Genomic DNA, 22391 nt, shown 5'->3' with positions numbered 1-22391 from the left:
AAATTGAAACGACAAAACACGTTTCACTCTTTTTAAAAATATCATCGGCAAACCCATTAACAGTCTCCTTTGGGAAGGTATCATTCATGGTTGACGTTAAATTAGAACTTGAACTCCTCAGACAAAAATTATTGGACTTATCCTTGACAAACAATCTTTTAAATTACACGCCGTCGAAAAAAAGAACGGTCGAGATTAAAAACGAAAATATCGCCGAGATTTACGATATTTTGGTTGTTCAGGAAAAAACAATGCGGTTTAAAGCCGATCCGAACGCCGTGAAAAAAACGAAAAGAGGACAAGAAGAAGCTGATGCCGTGGCTTCCGATGAAGAGGAAGAATCCGGATTTTTAAAAGGTTTGATGAAGAAAAAAGAAGGAAAGGAAAGCTCTGCGGTCGGCTTGGAAACGCCGTATCACACGGACGAGCTTGAAGAACGCTTATTTTATACAAACAACCAATCCATCGCGGTTTTTGAAGAACAGGGTTATCCGATTCTTTACATGGCGGTCGGATTTTTAAAATGGACCGACGGGTCTAAAAAATCTTTCAAAGCGCCTTTGATTCTCATTCCGGTTGAATTCAAACGCGTCGGTCCGAAAAGAAAATTTACGGTTCAGTGGACCGGCGATGATATTTTCGCGTCCATCACGCTGAAAGCCAAACTTTTGGAATTCGGATTGGAACTGCCCGAATTTTTCGGCGCCGACGATAAAGGCGCGGTCGAATTTTATTTAAAAGCTGTTGAAGACTTGATTTCCGATAAAAAGGATTGGGAAATCACAAAAGACGCCAACATTGACTTTTATAATTTCAAGAAATTCGTCATGTACAAAGACCTTGATCCGAAAATCTGGCCGGAGGGACACGGTCCCGAAACCCACCCGCTGATCAATCAGGTTTTTAATCCGTCGAGTGAAAATTACGACGGCGGCTTCGCCGAAAATGAAGTCGATTTAAAATTAAGCACGGATTCCGTTTACCATATTGTGAATGCCGACTCCTCTCAAATTTCAGTTATTGAAGACGTGAAAAACGGCAAAAATCTTGTCGTTGAAGGACCCCCGGGAACCGGCAAATCCCAAACAATTACCAATTTAATCGCCGAACTTCTCATGAGCGGCAAAAGCGTTTTGTTTGTCAGTGAAAAGATGGCCGCGCTTCAGGTCGTTAAGAAAAGATTGGATGCAATCGGCCTCGGCGACATGGTTCTGGAAATGCACAGTCACAAAGCGCAGAAAAAAGCCGTTTTGGACGAACTTGACAGAACACTCAAACGCCAGCCGCCGGCAGAGAAAAATTATTCACAGGATTTGGCGGAACTTGAAAATCTCAAATACGAACTCAACGAATACGCGAAAACGCTCAGCCAATCCGTCGGTCCGATCGGCTACACCGTTTATGATATTTACGGCATTCGCGAAGATGTGACGCATTATTTTAACATTAATAAAAGAAAAATGGCGCACATTGAGTTCAACGCGCCTGAAAAATGGGACAGAAAACAATGGGTGGAAGCAACATCCATTTTGGAGAAAATCGGCGACGCGCTTCCTGGTGTCGGCGGCGTTAAGGAAAATCCGTGGCGCGATACCAGACCCGGAATTATTTTGCCGTCTGACCGCCAGGACATCGAAAGAGTCCTCGAAGACATCGCGCGCCGCTCAAAAATCATCAGCGACAGCGTCGATTCGATTGTGACCGAAACCGGGCTGGAAGCGCCGGCTTCAATCAACGAATTGGATCAATTCATCGGCCATATCGAAACGTTTCAAAACGCGCCGAAAATCAGCCAAAGCGTTTTGAAAAGCCAAAGCGTGAAAGAGCGCGGAACACAAAAGGAATTGATGAAAAAAGCGCGCCGCTACAACGAATTGGAACAGCGGATTGAAGAAATCTTCACGTCTCAGATTTTTGAAGAAGATATTGAAAGCTATCTTAAAAAAGCCGGAAAATTCCTCAAATTCATGGACGGCGGCTTTAAGGAATCCAAACAAAAGATTCAAAATTGTTATATTAAGCGCACCGAAAAGAACGACGCCGACATCAAAAAAGATGTTTTGCTGGTTCAGGAATTCAACGATTTGGAGCGCGAACTTGAAAACTCCAAGCAGAAAGCGATTCTGCTTTTCGGCGCGCACTGGGAAGCGGGACTTTCCGACCCGGACCGCCTGGAAGTGTTTTATGACTGGATCGTGCTCTTCGACGTCTTGGAAAGCGACGGCAAGGTAACGGACAACACTTATGCCTGCATCGAGCGCGGCATTAACGGCAGCGCGCTCAAAGACGCCGTTGAAAATATCAAAATTGAAAAGGAATATTTGGATACCGCTTTGATTAAATTGGTCAACATTGTCGGCGCCGACCCGGATTTGTTCTTCAATGAAAAATTCGTCAAAGAAATTTTACCGGAAAAAGAATCGAAGATTGAAATCGCCGCGCCCGAAAATGTCGAAGAAGACGGCGGTCTCATAAAAGTCGATGAGCCGAACAATCCCGAAGAAGCCGTTAAAACGCCTCAAAAAAGAAAGTTCGAGCTGACGGCAGCCGGAAACGTTTTCAGAGACACGCTTTCTGCAAAGCAACTGAGCAATATTCTTCACGTTTGGAACACAGAATTGGAATCACTCGGCCTTTGGAGCCAGTTTTTACAATACCGCGAGGAATGCTTGGAAACCGTTGCCGCGCCGATGGTGCCTTACATTAACGAAAACGAAGTTTTGCCGGAAGATTTGATTCAAACGTTTAAAGGAAATTACGCCGACGGCGTTCTCCGCGCGGAATTCATGAAAAAGCGTGTTTTGTCAACGTTTATCAAAGAAGTTCATGAAAACAAAATTCATAAGTTTTCGGAGCTTGATGAGAAAGTGATTGTTAAAAACAGAGAGCGCGTCAATGCTGAAATTTACAGGCGCATGCCGCAGATTTATGTCGGCGCGTCTCGTGAATCGGAAGCCGGTATTTTGCTCAACGAATTTAACAAAAAGAAGGCGCACATGCCGATTCGCCGCCTTATGTCAAGCGCCGGCGGCTTGATTCAGAAAATCAAACCGTGTTTCATGATGAGTTCGCTCTCAATCGCTCAATATTTGGAACCGCAGAACACGTCTTTTGATGTCGTTATTTTTGACGAGGCCAGTCAGGTCAGACCCGAAGACGCACTCGGCGCGCTCCTCCGCGGCCGCCAGGTGGTTGTGATGGGCGATTCAAAACAGCTTCCGCCGACAACATTCTTTGAGAATTTATTGGAAACGGATGACGAATACAACGAAGACGCGTCTTTCTATTCCGATGTCGAAAGCGTTCTTAACATTTGTAAGCGCAGTTTCCCGTACAAGACGCTTCGCTGGCATTACAGAAGCCGCCACGAATCCTTAATCGCCGTTTCAAACAACGAGTTCTACGGCAACCATTTGTATGTTTACCCGTCGCCGCTTCACGAAGACAAAAATATGGGACTTCAATTCCGCCATGTCAAGAACTCGGTTTACGAGCGCGGCAAAACCGGTGTCAACCGTGAAGAAGCACGCGTTGTCGCGCAGGAAGTCATGCGCCACTTCATTCAATTCCCCGACAAAACATTGATGGTCGGAACGTTTAACGTGAAACAGCAGGAAGCGATTCAAAAAGAAGTGGAAGAGCTTGTCAAGAGCAGTCCCGGCTTTGAAAAATATTTCACCAACGAAAAAGGTGAAAATTTCATGGTCAAGAATATTGAAACGATTCAGGGCGATGAAAGAGATGTCATTTTCGTCAGCATCGGCTTTGGTTTCGATCAGGAAGGACGCTTATCAAAGAACTTCGGCCCGCTCAACAGAGACGGCGGCGAACGTCGTTTAAACGTTTTATTCACGCGCGCGCGTGAGAAATGCGTTATTTTCTCCAACTTTACGTCAATCGACCTTCACGTCGGCGACGACGATCCGGCCGGTCTTCGCGTTTTGAAATCATTTTTGGAATATGCGGAGACAAAGAATTTTGTTTGCAAAACGCCGGAATATGATCCGGACGAGGTTTCCTTTGACGAATCGGTCGCCGCGTTCCTCCGTGAAAACGGCTTTACGATTCATCAAAAAATCGGATGCGCCGGCTACAAAATGGATATGGCGATCGTCAACGAAGAAATTCAAGGCCATTACATTATCGGCATCGAATGCGACGGCCCGCAGTATTTCAATTCCCGCGTTGCCCGCGACCGCAACCGTTTAAGACACGGCGTTTTAACGGGCCTCGGCTGGCAGCTTTACCGCGTTTGGTCAACCGATTGGTATTTGAACCCGCAGAAAGCGAAAAAGAATTTGCTTGACGCCATTACCAAAGCCAAAGAAAACGCCAAGAAAATCGAAGCGCCGGTTGAATTTGAATTCGATGACGAAGAAGTGACCGTTACGGTGACCGATGAAAGAGAAATCGAAAAGATGATTCAAATCATCAACGAAAGAGAAGCGGAAAGCCGAAGATTGCAGAAAGAAAAGGACGAAGCTGAAACGGCGGAAAAAGAAAAAGAATCTGAGACGGAACAAGAAACGGAAACTTCGGCGGTTGAGGAAGAAAACGAAATCCTCGAAGATTCTTTAGCTGAAGAAGAACCGGAAGCGATTGTTGAAGAAGAAATTTCCGAGCCCGAGGCGCCGGCAGAAGAAATCCCGGCCGCCGCGGAAGAAAACACGCCTGCCGAGATTCCGATTGCGGATGAGCCGCCGGAAGAATCTCCCGAAACGGAAGAAGCACCGGCCGAACCCGAAGAAAAGGTTGAGGAAGAGCCGGAAGAAAAAGAAGAAATCGTCGAATACCGCCCGGAAAAACCAAAAGCGGAAAAGCCGAGAAAAGAAAAGGCTGAGCCCGAAAAGGTTGAAAACGAGCCTGAAAGCGAATCAGTCGAGCCGATTATCGAAACCGAATCCGTGACAAATGCCGGCGATGTTCTCATTGACGATGATTTTGATGAAGACGACGAATATGACAATCTCTTCGGCGACATTCGAAAGATGCCGGCCGACATCACTGACGAGCAAATCTTAAACGTTGAGCCGTTGATTCAAAACGGTGTTCCGGACTACACGCCGTACACGAAAATTGATTTGCCGTCGACCGAAAATCTGCTTGAAATTCCGCGCCATAAAATGGAGCATGAAATTGTTGAAATCGTCAGCCACGAAGGCCCGATTCATAAAGAGCAGCTGATTTTGGAAATTAAACAGCGCTGCGATGTCAAGCGTTTGACAAAAGCAATGCGCGACTTTATCATTCGCGAAATTTCATCGGCGGAAAAATCCAATTACATCCGCGTCCGCGGCAATTTCTTATGGCCGGCGAAGGTGAAAGGCTGCATTGTCAGAAAGAGAGAAGGCGACATTCTCAACATCGACTGGATTTCAGAAGAAGAAATCCTGCAGGCGACCATTTACGTTTTAAAGACGCAGTATTCAACGCCGCAGGATCAGCTGGTGAAGAAAGTGTCTCAAATTTTCGGCTTTAAAATCATGCGCCCGGCGGTCAAAGAAAAGATTGAAACCGTCATCAATAAAGCCGTCGCCGACAACAAAATCGTTCATTTGCCAAACGGCAAAATTTATTTGGACGAATAATTGCAAACGGACAAATACCAAAAACGGAAATATCCGATTATAAAAAATTGAAATAACGAAAACGAGGAAAAAGTATGAACAACATTTGGCATGACATGCCGGCTGAGAGAATCAAGCCGGATAACTTTTGCGCCTGCATCGAAATTCCGAAAGGCGGCAAAATCAAATATGAAATGGACAAGGAAACGGGTCTTTTGATTATGGATCGCGTGCTTTACACGTCCACTCATTATCCGGCCAACTACGGCTTTATCCCAAAAACATTTGCAATGGACAACGACCCGTTGGATGTTTTGGTGCTTTGCAGTGAAAAATTAGTCCCGCTTTCCATTGTCGCGTGCTACCCGATCGGCGTCATTACCATGACGGACAGCGGCTCAAAAGATGAAAAAATCATCGCGGTGCCGTTCGGTGATCCGACTTACAACGGTTACAAAGAAATTGAAGATTTGCCGAAGCACGTCGCTGATGAAATGATGCATTTCTTTGAAGTTTACAAAGAGCTGGAAGGCAAAAAAACGGTGATTGACAGCGTCTCAGGCGCCGCCGACGCGCGGGAAATTATCGCGCGATACATTGAAAATTATAACACGTATTTTAAAAACGAGAAATGAAATGAATTTCGGATTTTTCCGATTTTCAAAATTTATTTTTTTTCAAAATTAATTTTCAAGCTCAAATTTTATTTTCAAATTCCTTTTTGAGCAAAATAGATCCAAGAATCGTAATTTGTTTCATCATTTCGGTTGTCAATGATTTCGCCGAAAATTCCGTTTTCTTTCAAATGATCGAAAATCCATTCCGCTTCATGCTTTTCCCGAAGCGTGAACAAAAGAAAACCGCCCGGTTTGAGCATTTTGACAGATTCGTCGGCGATTGAAAACCAAATATTTTTGTTAAATTCATAAACCGTCCCGATCATAAAACCGATGACGGTGTCGAACCTTTCAGAATTCAGATTTTTGGAAAGCGCAGTCGCGTCCATGATGATTGTTTTTTCAGGCTTTAAAACGCCGTGCGACAAGCCGATACAAATGTCATCTTCATTAATGTCAACGCAAATCGGCGTGACGTTTTCATCGTAAAGCGCAAGCGTTGACATGCCGTTTCCGCAACAGACTTCTAAAACGCTCATGTTTGGCGCGATAAATTCTCGTCCCGAAGCGATGACTTTCGGATTTTGTTTGATTTTTTGAATCGTTGCCGCCGCCTTTGAGACACGCGCCGTCGAATAAACGGAATCGTACGGCGGAACGGTTTGTCCGGATTCTTTGAAAAAAGCAAGCGCGTTTTTTGAATAATATTCAAAAACATCGTCGGCGAGGTCTTCAAATGAAATTTCAAGCTGATAAGTCGGGCAATTCAAGACCGCCGACTTCGAAATTAATTCCGGAAGAATCGCGTAAAATGCGCACTTCGTTTCTAAATCCGAAACAACGGATGTAAAAACCAAACAATTTCCCGTGTCGGGAAGATCGGGGCTCGCCGACGGCTGCCGCTCAATCATCACAAATCCGGCAATTGCCGCTTGGGCGTTTCGCCGAATAAATTCGTCTGTGTCAGCCGGATTTTTATCAAACATCGGATTATTTTCATGAAGCAGAAGAACGGTTTCAAAATCAAACTGTCCGCTTTTTTTCAACTGAACGAGTTCTTCCAATTGCGGAATGCCGGCGTAAAGGAATCGCTGAGACGAAAAATCATCTTCCGTCAAATAAAACGACGCGTCAATACCGAGGTTTTTCAAAAAAAGAGAAGATAAATTTGACATTTTCATATTTTCACCGTTCGATCATTTACGAAAACCAGCCGAAAATCAAATCCAAAACGTGAATCCCGGAAACCGTCAGCAAGGTGACGATAATTCCCGCGATGATGACGCCTGCCAAAATCGATAAAAACGCGTTTTTAAACGGATATTTCAAGACAAGCGCGGCAGCCGTTCCCGTCCAAGCGCCGGTCAGCGGCAAGGGAATCGCGACAAACGTCATCAGCGCCAAGTCTTTGTATTTTTCAACGCGCTCGTTTCCTTTCTTTTCGACGCGCGTAAAGAGCCAGTCAAAGAATCGGGCAAAAAGTTTGCTGTGCGCGGAGAGAAATTTGGAAACGGGTTCCAAAAAGTAAAAAATGATTGTGACGGGAAGCATATTTCCGATGACGGCTAAAACAAACGCCAAAATCGGGTCCATGCCGTAAACGCCGATTGCGACCGGAATTGCGCCGCGCAGTTCAATGACGGGAATCGCGGATATGATAATCGTTACAAGCCAAGACGGAACGCCTTGAAGAAGGTCAATGAAAACCGCGGCAAAATCCATAATTTGTCTCCGATTTTTTAATTATTTCTTCGAAGCAGCGCGAAATGCGCAATCAAAGCTTCCAATTGGATTTTTTCGTTCGCGCCTTCCGTGATTCTGAAATCGGTTTCGCCGACGGCGTCAATTAATTGAATCATTTCGCTGTCGCTTAAATTATCAATTTTAAAAAGCGCGCGGTAAACCTGATTCATAACATCGTCCGCCGAAAGGCCCTGTTCGAAAACAAGCGCGTTTAACTTCTCGCGCGCGCTTTTGAATTCGCCGGCAAGCGCGGTTTGAATCAAATCCAAAACATCTTCGGGACGCGCGGTCGCGGTGATCTTGTAAATCGTTTCTTCGTCAATATCTTTTTGAATGAACGCCGCCGCCTGCAAAGAGTTGACCGCCTTTCGCATGTCGCCGCCCGCAACGTACACAAGCGCTTTGAGACCGTCATCCGTAATCGTTAAATTTTCCTGCTCGGCGATGTATTTGACGCGCTTTTCAATCGCGTCATCCGTTAAACTGCGGAATCTGTAAATCGCGCAGCGCGACTGAATCGGCTCAATAATTTTGGACGAATAATTGCATGAGAGAATAAAACGGCAGTTGCCGCTGTATTTTTCCATCGTTCGGCGAAGCGCGGACTGCGCGTCGTTTGTGAGTGCATCGGCTTCGTCAAGGAAAATGATCTTAAAAGAAGCGCCGCCGATCGGCGCGGTTTTTGCAAACGTTTTGATTTTGTTTCTGACAATATCGATACCGCGCTCATCCGACGCGTTGAGTTCCGTGAAATTTTCATTCCAGAATTCGCCGAACAATTCACGCGCGATGGAGACGGCGGAAGCGGTTTTGCCGACGCCGGGCGGACCCGTGAAAAGAAGGTGCGGCAAGTTCTTTGAAGTGACATAAGATTTTAACCGCTCAACCGTTTCGTCCTGACCGAACACATCGTCTAATTTCATCGGGCGGTATTTCTCAACCCAAATTTCTTCTCTCATAAATCAGATTCCTTAAAAATTCGTTATAAGTAAAAGTGAAATGTAAATATGAACTGAAAATAGAATGAATCTTATTAATTCTTTTCTTTGCTTTTTTGAGTTTTCTTTTCCAAAACTTTTTTTAATTTTAGTTTATTGTCGTAAATTTTCGGACTTTTTTCGACAAATCCCCTTGACGGGTGCTGAAACGATTCGGTTTTTCGGTAAAAAGTATATATAAAAGAAGATGACTTCTAAAATATATCTGATTAATTTAGACTTATAATTGTAATTTTATTTCTAAATTATAAAACGATACAGAATCAAAAAGATTGATTTTTCAGTTTTTTATTTTTCGGTGAATCAAAATGGAAGAAATAACGGACACTCCGGAAGTCAAAGCGGTGATCGAAACGCCGATTTTTAACGCTTCCGCCTCAGACGATCTTTGCGGCATTCTCCTCAAAGACTCCGTCAAACATTTGGCAAAGCTGACGGGAGCCGTTGCTGTCTTCACATTCGGAAATGTCGATTTGAAATCTTTCAAAGACTTGGAAATTCCGGTCATTGACATCACGCAAATCAAAACAATCATCGAAAAATTGACTTACCTTCGAGACGAAAATCAGCTTCATCTCCAAGAAATTTCAGAATCGATCCGAAATGAAGCCGATAAAAACGCATCTCTTCTGATGAGCGCGGCAGCCGTCGAATACAGTCTCGGAACGATTGAATGCGGCATTGTTCTCGGATTAATCCGCACGCAAAGCACTTATTCACTCATCGTTCACAGCATGGAAGAAAACGAAACCGTTCAAACCGTTCGCGAATGCGAAAAGCGCGTCACGCCTGAGACATTCAGAAACGTTCTTCATTTGTCGCTCAACATCGCTTTAAAAGGCAGAGAAGGCAAAAAAGTCGGAACCGCATTCGTTCTCGGCGACGAAGACGAAGTTTTGGAACGTTCCCATCAAATGATTATCAACCCGTTCCGCGGACAGGATCCCGGATCGGAAATCAGCATTAACAAAAAGGAAAATTGGGAAACCGTCATGGGATTCGCCCAGCTTGACGGCGTTTTCATCATTTCCGAATCCGGCAAAATCTTATCAGCCGGCCGCTATCTGGACGTTGACACGCGCGATATTCACATCGAAAAAGGCCTCGGAACGCGCCATTTGTCCTCCGCGTCCATCACGCGCGACACAAACGCAATCGCAATCGCCGTTTCCGAATCCGGCGGAACAATCCGCGTTTACATGGACGGCAAAGAAGTCATCTATGTCGAGCCGGAAACGTCGCTGGTAGAAGTAGAAGGGCGCAGACCGGCAGAAGCACGCGTCTGAGCCGATCGGCAGCACTTGCACCCGCGGCGACGCGCGCGCAGCACGGTTTTTTCAAACAATTGATTTGAAAAAACGAATTTGTTTTTCATTTTATTTTAAAAAAAGTGAGATTCGATTTTAAATCGAATCATTTCAGCAAAATCATTCAATATATTTGATTAAATCTTCCGTCATAACGCTTTCACAGAAAACGCATCTGAGAACAAGCGATTTCACTTTTTCATCATCGGTGACAATGAATCTTGTTTCAATTGGTTCGCTGCTGTTTGTAATGCAATTCGGATTGATGCATTTGACAATGCCGCAAACGGTGTCGGGTTTGTTGATTTTTCTTTTTTGAACGACTTCAAAATCGCGAATAATGTTCACGGTCGCCTTCGGTGAAATCAAAGAAATCGCGTCCACTTCTTTTTCCGTCAATTCACGGCCTTCGATTTTGACGACATCTTTGTCGCCGCGCGAACCGCCGGCGTTCATCACAACGCTGACCGTGTTCGTAAAACTTTCACTGACGCGGAGAATGTTTAAAACCGTCAGCGCTTGGCCGGGCGTAATGTGATCAATCACAGTTCCGTTTTCAATCGCCTTAATTCTTAAATCGTTCTTGTCGCCGAGTTTTTCCGAACGCTTTTTGGATGCGGTTTCACTCATTTCTTCACCTCGATTTTGTCTTCCATTCCGAGAACCTTGCAGAGAATCGCCATTCTGACCGGAACGCCGTAGAATGCTTGTTTGAAGTAGGCGGCGTGGATCGTATCGTCGACATCGAATGAAATTTCATTCACGCGCGGAAGCGGGTGCATAATTTTCATGTCGGGTTTCGCCGATTGAATCAATTCTTTCGTGATGCGCATGCTGTTTGAAATTCGATTGAATTCGGCCGGATCCGGGAATCTTTCCCTTTGAATCCGCGTCATGTAAAGGACATCGATGTTTTCGATAACGTCTTCCATGTCGCTTGTAATCGTCACGTCAATATTTCGTTTCCGAAGGTCATCGACAATCCGGTCGGGAAGCCGCAATTCTGGCGGCGAGACGAGATTGATTTTCGCGTTGTAGCGAGAAAGAGCGTAACAAAGAGAGTGAACCGTGCGACCGTATTTTAAATCGCCGGCCAAAGCGATGTTTAAATTTTCGAGATGACTTTCTCGTTTAATGGTGTAAAGATCGAGAAGCGTTTGCGTCGGGTGGTGTCCTGCGCCGTCGCCGCCGTTAATAATCGGTGACGCAGAACATTCGGAAGCCATGAGCGCGGCGCCTTCGCGCGGATGTCTCAGGACAACGGCGTCAGCGTATTGCGATGTCACGCGAATCGTGTCAGAGAGAGACTCGCCCTTGGCGATTGAGCTGGCTTCAACGGAGCCCATGTTTAAAGTTTGTCCGCCGAGGCGAAGCATCGCGGTTTCAAAAGACATGCGCGTTCGCGTGCTCGGTTCAAAAAAGAGAAGCGCCAAAATTTTGCCGTCCATGATCTTCGATTGAAACTCGCCTCTTGCGATGGGTTCCAATTTTTCGGCCATTTCTAAAATTTCGTCAAACATTTCCTTTGTATATTCGCGCGTTGAGATTATGTGATGCATCGGCCGCATAGTGACTCCTTTATGGTTTGTTCAAATGTTGGTTGAAACAGCAAACTCGGATATAACTTTATTGTCAATGATTGTTAAAACGGGAGAATTAAATATAAATGTACTGCGATTTTCTCAAAACAGGCATGATTTTATAAAGAGGAATGAAGTAAAACGAAAAAAGATTAAAATAACGGACTTAAAATACGAAAATGAAAATCAGAAGGAATTTCAATGGTTAAAATTCAAGTCGCTTTAGATGTCGTTGAACCCGACCGCGCCCTAACAATTGCCAAAGAGGCGGTCGCAGGCGGCGCTGATTGGATTGAAGCGGGAACGCCGCTGATTAAAAGCGCCGGCATGGATATCATTCGAAAACTTCGCGAAACTTTTCCGAATCATACGATTCTCGCCGATATGAAAACGATGGATGTCGGCGCGGCGGAAGTCGAGATGGCGGCAAAGTCGGGCGCAAACGTCGTTACGATTTTGGCGGCGGCGGATGACGCAGTCATTCGCGATGCACTTTTGTCCGCTAAAAAATACGGCGTTCGCATCATGGTTGACCTCATCTCTTTTCCGGACCCGATTACGCGCGCCAAGGAAGTCGAAGCGCTCGGCGTTGACCTGCTGAACGTTCACGTCGGCATTGACGCGCAGATGACGGGCGTGTCCCCCCTTGAAAAGCTGCGGCAGCTCGCGGCGGAAGCGGACGCGGAAATCGCCGTTGCGGGCGGCCTGACGCCGGAAACCGCAAGAGAAGCAGCTCAGACGGGTGCGGATATTGTCATTGTCGGCTCATACATCATTAATTCCGACAACGTTTCGCAGTCGGCGGAGGATATTCGAAAGGCCGTCGATTCGAATGAAACAACAAAAACCGATCGAAAATCAAAAGACGAAGAAATGATTGAAATTTTCAACAGGGTTTCAACGTCCAACATTTCCGATGCGATGCACCGAAAAGGCGCGATGCAAGGCATTTTTTCAAAAACGCCGGGCAAAAAAATTGTCGGAAAAGCCGTTACCGTTCGAACTTTCGGCGGCGACTGGGCAAAACCGGTTGAAGCGATTGACATCAGCGGTCCCGGTGACATTATTGTGATTTACAACGGCGACCGCAACATTGCGATGTGGGGCGGACTTGCAACGCTGACGGCTGTCAACCGCAAATTGGAAGGCGTTGTCATTGACGGCGCGGTTCGCGATTTCGATGAAATTTCAAAATTGGATTTCCCGATTTTCGCGGCGAATGTTGTTCCGAATGCGGGCGACCCGAAAGGACTCGGCGAAATCAATGTCGAAATCATTTGCGGCAATCAAACCGTAAATTCCGGCGATTATATTATCGGTGACGACAGTGGCGTTGTCGTTGTTCCAAAGGAGCGCGCTTACGAAATCGCGCGCCGTTCCGAAGAAGTTTGGAAGCGCGAAAAACGTCTTTTTGATGAAATCCGCGGCGGAAAAACGCTCGCCGGCGCTCTCGAACTTTTGAAATGGGAAAATCAAAAGTAATATTTTATTTATCAAAAATCAAAAGATTTTTTGAAATTGTTTTAAAAATTTGTGGGTTATATTATGAGACAAAGAAGATCAAAAGTCCCTGACGTACCGCTTTTAATGACACCCGGACCGACTCAGGTTCGTGAAAATGTTCGAATTACGCGCGCGCTTGAAATGACAAATCCGGATTTGGATTTGAAATTTTTCAAATTTTACCGCAAAACATGCTTCAAGCTCGCCGCTTTTATGAATACGGAATCACAGGTTTTGATTTTAAGCGGTGAAGGTATGGTTGCTTTGGATTCGACCTGCGCGTCGCTTGCAGAACCCGGCGACCGTGTTTTAATCATTGACAACGGCATTTTCGGCGAAGGATTCGCCGACATGGTTAAAGTTTACGGCGCCGAGCCTGTTGTTTTTAAAGGCGAGCGGACGCGCGGAATTTCTGTTGAAAACCTTCGCGAGTTCCTGGAAAACGATTCGGATTTCAAATTCGCGACAATCGTTCACTGCGATACGCCTTCCGGCGTGTTAAATGACATCAGGGAAATTTGTCCGCTGCTTAAATCTTACGGCATTCTGACAGTTGTCGACGCCGTTTCTTCAATGGTCGGCGAGCCGATTTTTACGGATGATTGGAAAATCGATGTTTGTATCGGCGCATCTCAAAAAGGATTTTCCGCGCCGCCCGGCTTGGCTTTTTTAAGCATCAGCCCGGACGCGTGGGAAATGATGGAAGGCCGCAAAACGCCGATTCCGTCTTACTATTGCAATTTGCTTCTTTGGAAAAACTATTTCGAAGACTTTTGGTTCCCGTACACGCCGCCGATTTCCGACATTTACGGATTTAAAGTCGCGCTGAACAATGTTTTAAAAGAAGGCGGCGCGTTAAAACGTCACCGCAGAATCGCAAAAGCTGTTCGAAAAGCCGTCATTCGCGCCGGTTTGTCTCTTTACCTCAAATCGGATTATTGCAGCACGGTGACGACGATTAATGTTCCCACAGGATTAGACGGTGAAGCGCTGATTCAGAAAATGAAAGACAAACACGGCATTTTAATCGGCGGCAATTTCGGATATTTGAAAAGAAAAGCAGTTCGTATCGGCCACATGGGTGAGAACGCACGGCTGGAATATGTTTCAGAAACCTTAAAAGCGCTTCAAGAAACGCTTGAAGACGAAGGCGTTGTTTTAAGAGCCGATATGGAATCCGTTTTCTTGGAAGAAATGGTCAAAAAGAAGTGATGAGAAACTCATTTCTTTTTCATTCTTAATTTTCTTTTTTAAAATAAATTGTAATTTCGTTTTTTAATTTTTTTGTTAATCATAATAAGAATCAATTCTCATTTGCACCGCCTGATTGTAAAGCAGCTTCGTTTCTCGTTCCCACTCCGCTCTCGGCGTCTGAAGCCGCGATGCCATGTCTGCGAGCGCTTCTTCTTTTGTTTCAAACATTTTCTTTGGATTTTCAACGGATTGTCTTGCCGCTTCCCGAACAACCCAAACGCCGAGCGGTGCCCAATAACTCGGACGAATCTCGCGAACCGCGAAAATAAACGCTTGTTTTTTAATCGCGTCCAAATATTCCAAAACGGGAAGGCGCGCGGCGTAATAGCCGCCGGAAAGATTCGAATATTGTTTTTTGCCGTAAAAATCTTCGTGATCTTGCCCGATGTATGTTTTTTCACCGTTCCAAACGGATTGCGGCATCCACACTTCAAGAAGTTCGTATGAAAAACTTCCCGGAAGAAGCAGAATTTCAAAGTGGTTGCCGAAAATTTCACCGGTAAGAACCGTAATTTCTCGAATGTGCGGATAATCTTTGATGCGCTGAATGGTTTCCTTTCCGGTCATGTCATCAATTGCCGTAATCGACCAGCGCGTCGGAACAAGTTTTCGATCGCGGCCCAAGAGACCGATTGACATTAAGCGCGTCATCTGCTCGTTTGATACGTTTCCTTGATACAATTCGGAAATCGCGTCTTTGGCAAGCGCATCCGTGTCGTAAACAATGCGGTCAACGGCGTTTGGAACTTTCGGATTTTCGGTGATATTGAAATTTTTAACTTGGCCGGACGGTCCCATCGGCATCATCATGCTGTCGAATTTCAAATCCGAAACAATCGGTTTTTTGAACCAGGCTTCGGTGTCAATCGGCTTTGCGGAAAGCGCGAGCTCCTGTGCTTTCATGAGAAGCGGATTGTCAGTTTTGGCATCCGACGGCTTAAAAGTTGTGTTGGCGCGGACAAGCGCGGTTCGCATCGAAATGACATCCTGCATTTGCAAATCATGCCACAAGCGCGAGTCTTCCAAAAATCCGGGATTCTTAACGACTTTTTCGCGCAAGATTTCCGACGCTTCGCTGAATTCAAGGTCCGGCAAATCGATTGACGGCGGAATGAGAGGTCCTGCCGATAAACTCGGATAATTGTAACTACCGACAAAAACGGACGGCGGTGACGGGCCGAAAACAGTTGTTTGATTGGACAGCGCTTTTGTCAAGCGTTTGTTGTTTTTAAAACGCTCCAAAGTCGGACAATACGGGCGGCCGCAAAGTCCTTTTCCTTTACAGCGCATACAAAGTCCTTCCGATGTCATATCTTGCCAACCGTTTTCCGTTTAGATATTTGTGATTTTTTTAAAATGATTAATCCAAAAATGAATGAAAAAAGAAAACTCAAAAACAAAATCAGTCTTTGAGTTTCTGAGTTTGTCTCAGAATTTATTTTGATTTGTCTCAGAATTTATTTTGATTTATTTCTGATTTTGTTTCAGAATTATTAAAGTGCGCGTGTGTAATCAATAATGATTTTGCCGTCGGCGCTTAATTCAACTTTTCCGTCGGCTGTTTTTTGAACGAGTCCGTTTTCTTCGAGTTCCTGAAGAATTTTATTGGTTGCGGACGGGATCAAGCGCGCGATTTTCGCGACTCTTTTGGGCTCTGTCGCTCCTTTTGATTCTAAAATTTCTAAAACTTTGCGGCGGTTGACGCTTCCGTTGACAAATCCTGCGAGTTCTTCCATGATATTTCCCCTTTTTAAGAAATTTAAAATTAAGATTGAAATTTAATTTGAAATTTAATTTAAGATTTAATTTAATAATTTAAAATTAAACATACAGCTTGATTAATGACAGCTTTGATTTGATTCATAAAACTCGTTTAACCGTATTATAATTTTGCTTAATTGTTTTGTTTTGAGCCGTTTCCTTTTAAAAACTTTCCGAAATGTTTTGGAAAACATAACTATTAATACGAAGTTAGCGAATTATTATTTACCGGGAATTATTTTGACCGTTATAATTTCCGACCTTGTCATGCTTTAAAAAAGCAGATATCGCTTTTAAAAAAAGCTTAATTAGACAAAACAGATAAAAATTCTGTTGAAATATTTAAAATTTAAAAAATATTTCGTGACGGTCAAGTCACATCAAATTCGATTTGAAGTTATGGAGGATTTATTTAGAAATGAGTACAGGAATGTGTCCGGTATGCGGTTTACCCGAAGAGTTGTGTATTTGTGAAGAAGTCGCAAAAGAGCAGCAAAGAATTACCGTTAAAGTGAACAGAAGAAGATATGGTAAAGAAGTGACGATTGTCGAGGGATTAGATCCCGCCGAAATTGATGTTCACGATCTGGCGACCTATTTAAAATCAAAATTCGCCTGCGGCGGAACAATTCGCGATAGTTCGATTGAACTTCAAGGCAACCATCTCGGACGCATGAAAGATGTGCTGATTCAACGCGGTTTCAGTGCCGATCAAATCAAAGATTAATTTCTTCATACAGGAATCCTGAATCTTTTCAGATTCCCGTTCTTACTTTTCTTTTTGTTAATTTGAATCAGCCGAAGGTTTTTAAGAACCCGGAATGTGTTTTTTCTTTTTTGTTTTTAAAAACGAGGGTGGATTTTTCGTAATATTTTTAACGTTCCGGCGGCTCGCGCGCGTGGCGAGCGGTAGCAGTGAAATGGAAACAGTAAGGCAGACGCAGCAAACGGAAACGGTAAGGTAGCCGTGCCACGTTCGCGAAGCGAACGGCTGTTCAAAGCAATAGCAGATGCATGCAGCAGAATACGACAGAGCAGATAGCAAAAAAATAGATGATAATAATGACAAAAGGCGGTTTTTTGTTTTCATTGAAGTCTTGGGGCGAATCTCCAACGTCTCCTTTCACTCGCTGCGCTCGCGAAACTCGTCGTTGGAGGCGGCTGATTTGGCTTTTCAATTATTTTATCAAAACCGAAACATCGGTTTATTTTAAATTTAAGAAAAACGACCCCCGCGTTTCTTTTTATTTATAAATGAAAAACGGGGTTCGGGTTTTGAGAAAGTTATGAAAAAAAGATGTTTCAGGATTCATCTAAAAGCGACAATGAAATCATCCATTCGTCTTCCGCTTCCCGAGTCGTTCCGATCACAAGTCTTTTTTTGTCGCCGATGACTTCAACGATTCCGCGCGCCCTGATTTTTTCACCTTTTCGCGCTTGTCCGGCGTAAGTGTGCGTGTAGCTGTAAATTTCATCAATTTCAGCGTGGTCGATTAAATAAATCGCCGGGCTGTCAAACGCAAAATCATCATTTGTGACGGTTGCTTCGATGACAATTTTTTCGGTGTCGATTCCCCTTTGAATCGGTGCTTTGATTTGATTTTGAGACCTGGCGAAGAGTAAATCGAAATAAACATTTTTGCCGCTGTCAACGACAAACATGCCGCGGTTTCCTTTTCGGATTTCATGCGCCATAAAAACATCAAACGAAAACGGCGATTTTCTTTTTTGATAAACGGTTCGCCACATGTTTTCATCAAGTTCCGAAATTCGATACGGCGTATCACTTCCGATTTTTTCTTCCGAATCTTCTTTTTTCATCGCCGCCAATATTTCTTTCGCTTTTTGCCAATCCTCGCCGTAAACCAAAAAATCAATATCGGATTCATCATTTTCAAGCCCCGGTAAAATTGATCCCGAAATGCCCATGGAATTTTCAGAAATGCCGGCTTCCTTAAAACGGCGAATCAATTCAAGCGCGGCCGGATTTTCTCGTTTTCCCGACAGAATGTCTTTGACAACATCGCCCGGCTTTAAAAATTCAATGATTTCTGACCGCGGAACAACGGCAACATCAAAAACCCAAGTCGGGTAGTTTTCTCTTAAAAAATCAAAAGATTCTTCAAATCCTGCTTTTCGATACCTTTTTCCGGTTGATTTTCGAACCCGCGGTCCGTTTTCATCGGGAATGTATCTCAAAACGGCGCGAATGCCTTCTTTTGGATGACAATAATCGGGAACCGAAAAAATAAGATCGTCTTTCGTGACGAAAAAATCGCGCAAAATCGGATCGTTTTCGTTTGTTGATTTTTCCATCAAATCACCGAATCAAAAATCAAAATAAAAAAAAGGAAAACAGAATTTTGATTCTGTTTTTTCTTAAAGATCATTTTCGCTGTCTTCATCCACACCGATTGCGCTTAAGAAACGCTTGACAACGGACTCTTCAACGAGTTTTTGAAGAATCTGTTTGTCCTTGGCGGAGCTGAAAACGCCGAGCGGAATCTTCGCGCCGGCTGCCGTCGGGTGACCGCCGGCATTGTCGCCAAACGCCTCGCGCATCACATCGCCCAAATGAACGCGGATGTCATCGTTTCTGGCGGAAACGTAAATGCTGTCATCCATGATACCGAAAACGACAACGGTTGAAATGCCTTCCATCGCAAGCAAATAATCTGCGGCCTGCGGAAGCGTGTCTCTGTTTCGGATTGTTCCGACGTTGGAGAGCAAAACCGTTCCGTACACTTCTCGGTTGCGGATGGCTTCGCTGAGAATGTCCAGCGTTTCAACAGACATTGACGGCGTTTCGACCTGCGTCAGCAAATCGTGGTCGGAAAGCGGATGCAGGAAAGATGCGGCGGCAAAGTCCGCAGATGTTGTGTTTCTTCTGAAATCGTTTGTATCCGTTCGAATACCGAAAAGAAGTGCGGTTGCAAGTTCCTTTGAAACCGGAATGTCCATTTGCTGAAGATATTTTGTTAAAATCGTTGCAGACGCGCCGACGTTTGTTCGGATGTCCATGAAATCGGCGGACGGTTCAAGGTCGGCGTAGGAATGGTGGTCAATAATGATGCCGATCGGCTGGTCGGCCGGAACGGAATTGTTCACCGAAGGGATTGAATTGTCCACAAGCGCCAGCGAATCGTATTGATCGAAAACTTCGGGTCCCGAGATTTTAATCATCGGAATCGCCAATAAATTGATAAAAGCTTTATTTTCGTGGTGGCCGACTTTGCCGTCATACAAAATGTCGGCTTTGATGTCGAATTTCTTTGTAATTTCCGTGAGCGCGTACGCGCTTGAAATCGCATCAGGGTCAGGATTGTCGTGAAGAACGATGCCGAGCGTAATTCCGCGGTGCTCTTCCATCCATTGCGCCAAACGGTTGCCGATGTGTTTCGTTTCAATTAAATCCAAGTATTCCGTGATTGTTTTTGAAACAATTAACGGCGGAACAAAAACGTAACTTGAGCCGGCAGCCATCATTTCTTCCTTTTTCAAAGTGTCGGATGCACGGGAAATTATTTTGACGCTGTCGGGAACGACGGCTTTAAAGTTTGCCACAGCTTTCGTGTTCGCGTCGTCATTGGAACTGAGCGCGGCAACGCAAATCAAATTGCGTGTGTCAACGATATTATAAAGATCGGGGTCGGTAATGTCTCCGAGAAGCGCATTAAAACCTTCCTGACGAAGCGTTTCAACGCGGGTTTTGTCAACGTCGATGACCGTGATTTCTTTTTCGGTTTTGCGCAGTTCTTTTGCCACCGCAAAGCCGATAATGCCGCCGCCTAAGATTAAAAATTCCGGGCGCGGTTTTTTAACGCTTTCGACATTTTTTTGTGAGGGATTCATAAGGATCACCTTGTTTATTTGATAAATAAGATTGAAATTTAATCGAAATTTAATTGAAATATAATCGAAAATATAATTGATAAAGATAAAATGGTTTAACTTGATCGTCCAATAATCAAAAAGTTTATTTTTACGGGATGCTGCATTTGTTTTAATGGAAAAACAACGTTGGTAAACAAAGCTTTGCATCTTTTATTTTCATTGCATATTGATTTATTTATCTGATTCGCCGGCACTTTCTATTTTCGCGCCGAAAATTACAATATCAAGAATTTGTCACCACATATTTAAATCCATTCATTTTTCAAAACAGCAATTCGGATTTATTTTTAGTTTTGTATTGTTTTTTTGAAAATCAGCAGCAATCTCGCTTAAGCAATCTTCAAATAATTCCAATGAAAATATAAAATAATTACAAATTCAAATTTAAAACCAAATTATTTGAAATAAATCCAAAAACAATAACGGTGTTCCGCATGAGACAAAACATTATAACCGCCGATGAAATGAAAGCAATTGACAAAAACGCTGCCGGTCTTGGAATGAATCCGCTTCAATTGATGGAAAACGCAGGAGCAGCCGCCGCTGAAATCATTTTTAAATTTTACACTGAAAAACCGGATTCTGTTCGCGCCCCGATCCTTTTTTTCGCAGGTCACGGCAACAACGGCGGCGATATTTTTGTCGCCGCACGGCACTTGGCGAATTTGAACGTTCCGTCGATTGTTTTTTTGCTCGGCACGGAAAGTCAAATTAAAACGCCTGAATCGCAAACGAATTTCAAATTGCTGAAACAAACGAATTTCATTTCCGTTTTTGAAATCAAAAGCGAATCCGCGCTTTCGGAAGTTTTTAATTCCCTTGAAAACAGACCGAAAATGATTGTTGACGGCATTTTCGGAACCGGTTTTTCGGGTTCAGTCAAAGGTCTTGAAAAAGCGGCAATTGGTTTAATCAACGCCGAAAAAGCGGCGCGGAACATTCCTGTTTTGGCAATTGACATTCCCTCGGGAATGCCGCCGGCAGACCTTTCTGATTCTGTTGATTCGAAATCAAACGTTTCATTTTCAAACATTGTCAAAGCGGACGCGACAATTACATTTCATAAAGAAAAAACGTTTTTGAAACCCGAAATCGCCGAAAAATATGCCGGCGAAGTTTTCGTTTGTCCCATCGGCATTCCGGAAAACGCCGAGAAATTCATCGGCCCCGGCGACGTTTCGCTTTTGTTCAGGCGCGCATCTGACAGCAAAAAAGGTGACAGCGGAAAAGTGCTGGTGATTGCCGGCGGTCCGTATTCGGGCGCGCCTGCGCTGGCCGGCATGGGCGCGCTTCGAACAGGCGTTGACATCGCAACGATTGCGGCGCCGCAAAGCATTTACAAAGTCGTGGCTTCGTTTGCGCCGGAATTTATTGTTCGGAAATTGTCGGGCGATATTTTTTCGGAAAACGACATTTCACCGGTGTCGGAATTGATTCGCCCTCACGATGTTGTCGTTCTCGGTCCCGGTTTCGGGCGCGCGCCCGAGTCGGCAAAAGCCGCTGCACAACTCATTCCGCTTTTGAAAAAAGCGGTTATTGACGCGGACGCGCTTGTCCCCGAAATCTTTGAAGCGATTGTTTTAAAACAAAAATCAGACGCGCCGGCTGAAATTGTCATCACGCCGCATTATCATGAATTTTTGAGAACGGCGGCTTATTTTAAAATCAATCTTCCAAAAGATCGAGCCGATTCGAATATTGATAAAACCGAAGCCGCCGCTTTGAAAATCAGCCAAACCCTCGGCGCGGTTGTTCTTTTGAAAGGACAGAATGATTTAATCGCGAACGGTGACGAGATTCGGTACAACTCAACCGGAAACGCAGGCATGTCTGTCGGCGGAACAGGCGACGTTTTGGCAGGCGCGGTCGGCGGCCTGCTCGCCAAAAACAGCGCGGTCAAAGCGGCGGAATGCGGCGCTTATATTTGCGGCAAAGCCGGTGATTTGGCGTATGCGGATTTCGGTTATTCGTTACTGCCGACAGATTTGATTTCTAAAATCCCTGCCGTTCTTTTTCCCGAAATTTTAGAAAAGGCCGCGCTGAATGAAATAAATTCAAAATCAAAGAAAAGTAAGCGCGGAAAAAATAAAAATAGAAATAAAAAACGCGGCAAAAAGAGATCTTAAAGTTCGTTTTTTCGGTTTTTGTTTTCTCAAAACATTTTTAT

Annotated in this window: 16 protein-coding genes; 7 read left to right on the top strand and 9 right to left on the bottom strand. The window is 44.5% G+C overall.

From position 1 onward, the window contains the following. Positions 1-86 precede the first annotated feature (86 nt). A complete protein-coding gene (locus MmiEs2_RS01540) occupies positions 87-5588 on the top strand; it encodes a DUF4011 domain-containing protein (RefSeq protein WP_316559680.1) in 5502 nt (1833 codons plus the stop codon). Between the two features lie 74 nt (positions 5589-5662). Beyond that, positions 5663-6202 carry an inorganic diphosphatase gene (locus MmiEs2_RS01535; RefSeq protein WP_316559679.1) on the top strand — a complete coding sequence of 180 codons (540 nt, stop codon included), beginning with the start codon at positions 5663-5665 and terminating at the stop codon, positions 6200-6202. Between the two features lie 74 nt (positions 6203-6276). Here MmiEs2_RS01535 and MmiEs2_RS01530 read toward each other — a convergent pair whose 3' ends face one another. Genes MmiEs2_RS01530 through MmiEs2_RS01520 form a run of 3 tightly spaced genes read right to left on the bottom strand, consistent with a single transcriptional unit; the run spans position 6277 to position 8886 of the window. Continuing rightward, the gene (locus MmiEs2_RS01530) at positions 6277-7365 is read right to left on the bottom strand and encodes a class I SAM-dependent methyltransferase (protein WP_316559678.1); all 1089 of its coding nucleotides are present in this window, start codon (positions 7363-7365) and stop codon (positions 6277-6279) included. Between the two features lie 19 nt (positions 7366-7384). Further along, positions 7385-7906: a COG2426 family protein gene (locus MmiEs2_RS01525; protein ID WP_316559677.1), complete on the bottom strand. Its 522-nt coding sequence runs from the start codon at positions 7904-7906 to the stop codon at positions 7385-7387. Positions 7907-7923: 17 nt separating this feature from the next. Beyond that, complete coding sequence (locus MmiEs2_RS01520) at positions 7924-8886, bottom strand: replication factor C small subunit (RefSeq protein WP_316559676.1); 963 nt, start codon at positions 8884-8886, stop codon at positions 7924-7926. Positions 8887-9233: 347 nt separating this feature from the next. Here MmiEs2_RS01520 and MmiEs2_RS01515 point away from each other — a divergent pair, with 347 nt between their 5' ends. Continuing rightward, positions 9234-10211: a DNA integrity scanning protein DisA nucleotide-binding domain protein gene (locus MmiEs2_RS01515; protein ID WP_316559675.1), complete on the top strand. Its 978-nt coding sequence runs from the start codon at positions 9234-9236 to the stop codon at positions 10209-10211. 141 nt (positions 10212-10352) lie between these two features. On the opposite strand, the gene pyrI is transcribed toward MmiEs2_RS01515, so the two are convergent. Then, a complete protein-coding gene (pyrI, locus tag MmiEs2_RS01510) occupies positions 10353-10862 on the bottom strand; it encodes an aspartate carbamoyltransferase regulatory subunit (RefSeq protein WP_316559674.1) in 510 nt (169 codons plus the stop codon). Next, positions 10859-11800: an aspartate carbamoyltransferase gene (gene pyrB / locus MmiEs2_RS01505; RefSeq protein ID WP_420891231.1), complete on the bottom strand. Its 942-nt coding sequence runs from the start codon at positions 11798-11800 to the stop codon at positions 10859-10861. The genes pyrI and pyrB overlap by 4 nt, the downstream gene beginning before the upstream one ends. A 213-nt stretch (positions 11801-12013) precedes the next feature. On the opposite strand from pyrB, the gene hxlA reads away from it, so the two are divergent. Together hxlA and MmiEs2_RS01495 are read left to right on the top strand one after the other, a co-directional pair. Further along, positions 12014-13294 carry a 3-hexulose-6-phosphate synthase gene (hxlA, locus tag MmiEs2_RS01500; protein ID WP_316559673.1) on the top strand — a complete coding sequence of 427 codons (1281 nt, stop codon included), beginning with the start codon at positions 12014-12016 and terminating at the stop codon, positions 13292-13294. 63 nt (positions 13295-13357) lie between these two features. Next, complete coding sequence (locus tag MmiEs2_RS01495; RefSeq protein WP_316559672.1) at positions 13358-14527, top strand: pyridoxal-phosphate-dependent aminotransferase family protein; 1170 nt, start codon at positions 13358-13360, stop codon at positions 14525-14527. Between the two features lie 75 nt (positions 14528-14602). Here the strand turns inward: MmiEs2_RS01495 and MmiEs2_RS01490 are convergent, their stop codons facing one another. Further along, the gene (locus MmiEs2_RS01490) at positions 14603-15880 is read right to left on the bottom strand and encodes an Nre family DNA repair protein (protein ID WP_316559671.1); all 1278 of its coding nucleotides are present in this window, start codon (positions 15878-15880) and stop codon (positions 14603-14605) included. Positions 15881-16062: 182 nt separating this feature from the next. After that, positions 16063-16305, bottom strand: coding sequence for a winged helix-turn-helix transcriptional regulator (locus MmiEs2_RS01485; RefSeq protein WP_316559670.1), 243 nt, complete (start codon positions 16303-16305; stop codon positions 16063-16065). A gap of 443 nt (positions 16306-16748) precedes the next feature. Here MmiEs2_RS01485 and yciH point away from each other — a divergent pair, with 443 nt between their 5' ends. Continuing rightward, positions 16749-17057: a stress response translation initiation inhibitor YciH gene (yciH, locus tag MmiEs2_RS01480; protein ID WP_316559669.1), complete on the top strand. Its 309-nt coding sequence runs from the start codon at positions 16749-16751 to the stop codon at positions 17055-17057. A 575-nt stretch (positions 17058-17632) separates the two neighbouring features. Here the strand turns inward: yciH and MmiEs2_RS01475 are convergent. Both MmiEs2_RS01475 and MmiEs2_RS01470 read right to left on the bottom strand, forming a co-directional pair. Continuing rightward, on the bottom strand, positions 17633-18646 hold the full coding sequence (locus MmiEs2_RS01475) for a nucleotidyltransferase domain-containing protein (protein ID WP_316559668.1): 1014 nt from the start codon (positions 18644-18646) through the stop codon (positions 17633-17635). A 63-nt stretch (positions 18647-18709) separates the two neighbouring features. Then, positions 18710-20182, bottom strand: coding sequence for a DHH family phosphoesterase (locus tag MmiEs2_RS01470; RefSeq protein WP_316559667.1), 1473 nt, complete (start codon positions 20180-20182; stop codon positions 18710-18712). Between the two features lie 476 nt (positions 20183-20658). Between MmiEs2_RS01470 and MmiEs2_RS01465 the strand changes: the two genes are divergently transcribed. After that, positions 20659-22350 (top strand): NAD(P)H-hydrate dehydratase, encoded by a 1692-nt coding sequence (locus tag MmiEs2_RS01465; RefSeq protein WP_316559666.1) that lies wholly within the window; start codon positions 20659-20661, stop codon positions 22348-22350. The last annotated feature ends 41 nt before the right edge of the window (positions 22351-22391 follow it).

It is taken from the genome of Methanimicrococcus stummii (genome assembly GCF_032594435.1).
Lineage (GTDB): Archaea > Halobacteriota > Methanosarcinia > Methanosarcinales > Methanosarcinaceae > Methanimicrococcus > Methanimicrococcus stummii.
Note: the sequence above shows the minus strand (reverse complement) of the source record. Positions and strands in the feature narration are given on the sequence as shown.

What these genes read in the sequence shown, in the direction of transcription:
- MmiEs2_RS01525 (WP_316559677.1), bottom strand. Translation starts at nt 7,906, where the DNA reads ATGGATTTTGCCGCGGTTTTCATTGACCTTCTTCAAGGCGTTCCGTCT.
- hxlA (WP_316559673.1), top strand. Translation starts at nt 12,014, where the DNA reads ATGGTTAAAATTCAAGTCGCTTTAGATGTCGTTGAACCCGACCGCGCC.
- MmiEs2_RS01470 (WP_316559667.1), bottom strand. Translation starts at nt 20,182, where the DNA reads ATGAATCCCTCACAAAAAAATGTCGAAAGCGTTAAAAAACCGCGCCCG.
- MmiEs2_RS01530 (WP_316559678.1), bottom strand. Translation starts at nt 7,365, where the DNA reads ATGAAAATGTCAAATTTATCTTCTCTTTTTTTGAAAAACCTCGGTATT.
- yciH (WP_316559669.1), top strand. Translation starts at nt 16,749, where the DNA reads ATGAGTACAGGAATGTGTCCGGTATGCGGTTTACCCGAAGAGTTGTGT.
- MmiEs2_RS01540 (WP_316559680.1), top strand. Translation starts at nt 87, where the DNA reads ATGGTTGACGTTAAATTAGAACTTGAACTCCTCAGACAAAAATTATTG.
- MmiEs2_RS01475 (WP_316559668.1), bottom strand. Translation starts at nt 18,646, where the DNA reads ATGGAAAAATCAACAAACGAAAACGATCCGATTTTGCGCGATTTTTTC.
- pyrB (WP_420891231.1), bottom strand. Translation starts at nt 11,800, where the DNA reads ATGCGGCCGATGCATCACATAATCTCAACGCGCGAATATACAAAGGAA.
- pyrI (WP_316559674.1), bottom strand. Translation starts at nt 10,862, where the DNA reads ATGAGTGAAACCGCATCCAAAAAGCGTTCGGAAAAACTCGGCGACAAG.
- MmiEs2_RS01495 (WP_316559672.1), top strand. Translation starts at nt 13,358, where the DNA reads ATGAGACAAAGAAGATCAAAAGTCCCTGACGTACCGCTTTTAATGACA.
- MmiEs2_RS01465 (WP_316559666.1), top strand. Translation starts at nt 20,659, where the DNA reads ATGAGACAAAACATTATAACCGCCGATGAAATGAAAGCAATTGACAAA.
- MmiEs2_RS01520 (WP_316559676.1), bottom strand. Translation starts at nt 8,886, where the DNA reads ATGAGAGAAGAAATTTGGGTTGAGAAATACCGCCCGATGAAATTAGAC.
- MmiEs2_RS01490 (WP_316559671.1), bottom strand. Translation starts at nt 15,880, where the DNA reads ATGACATCGGAAGGACTTTGTATGCGCTGTAAAGGAAAAGGACTTTGC.
- MmiEs2_RS01485 (WP_316559670.1), bottom strand. Translation starts at nt 16,305, where the DNA reads ATGGAAGAACTCGCAGGATTTGTCAACGGAAGCGTCAACCGCCGCAAA.
- MmiEs2_RS01515 (WP_316559675.1), top strand. Translation starts at nt 9,234, where the DNA reads ATGGAAGAAATAACGGACACTCCGGAAGTCAAAGCGGTGATCGAAACG.
- MmiEs2_RS01535 (WP_316559679.1), top strand. Translation starts at nt 5,663, where the DNA reads ATGAACAACATTTGGCATGACATGCCGGCTGAGAGAATCAAGCCGGAT.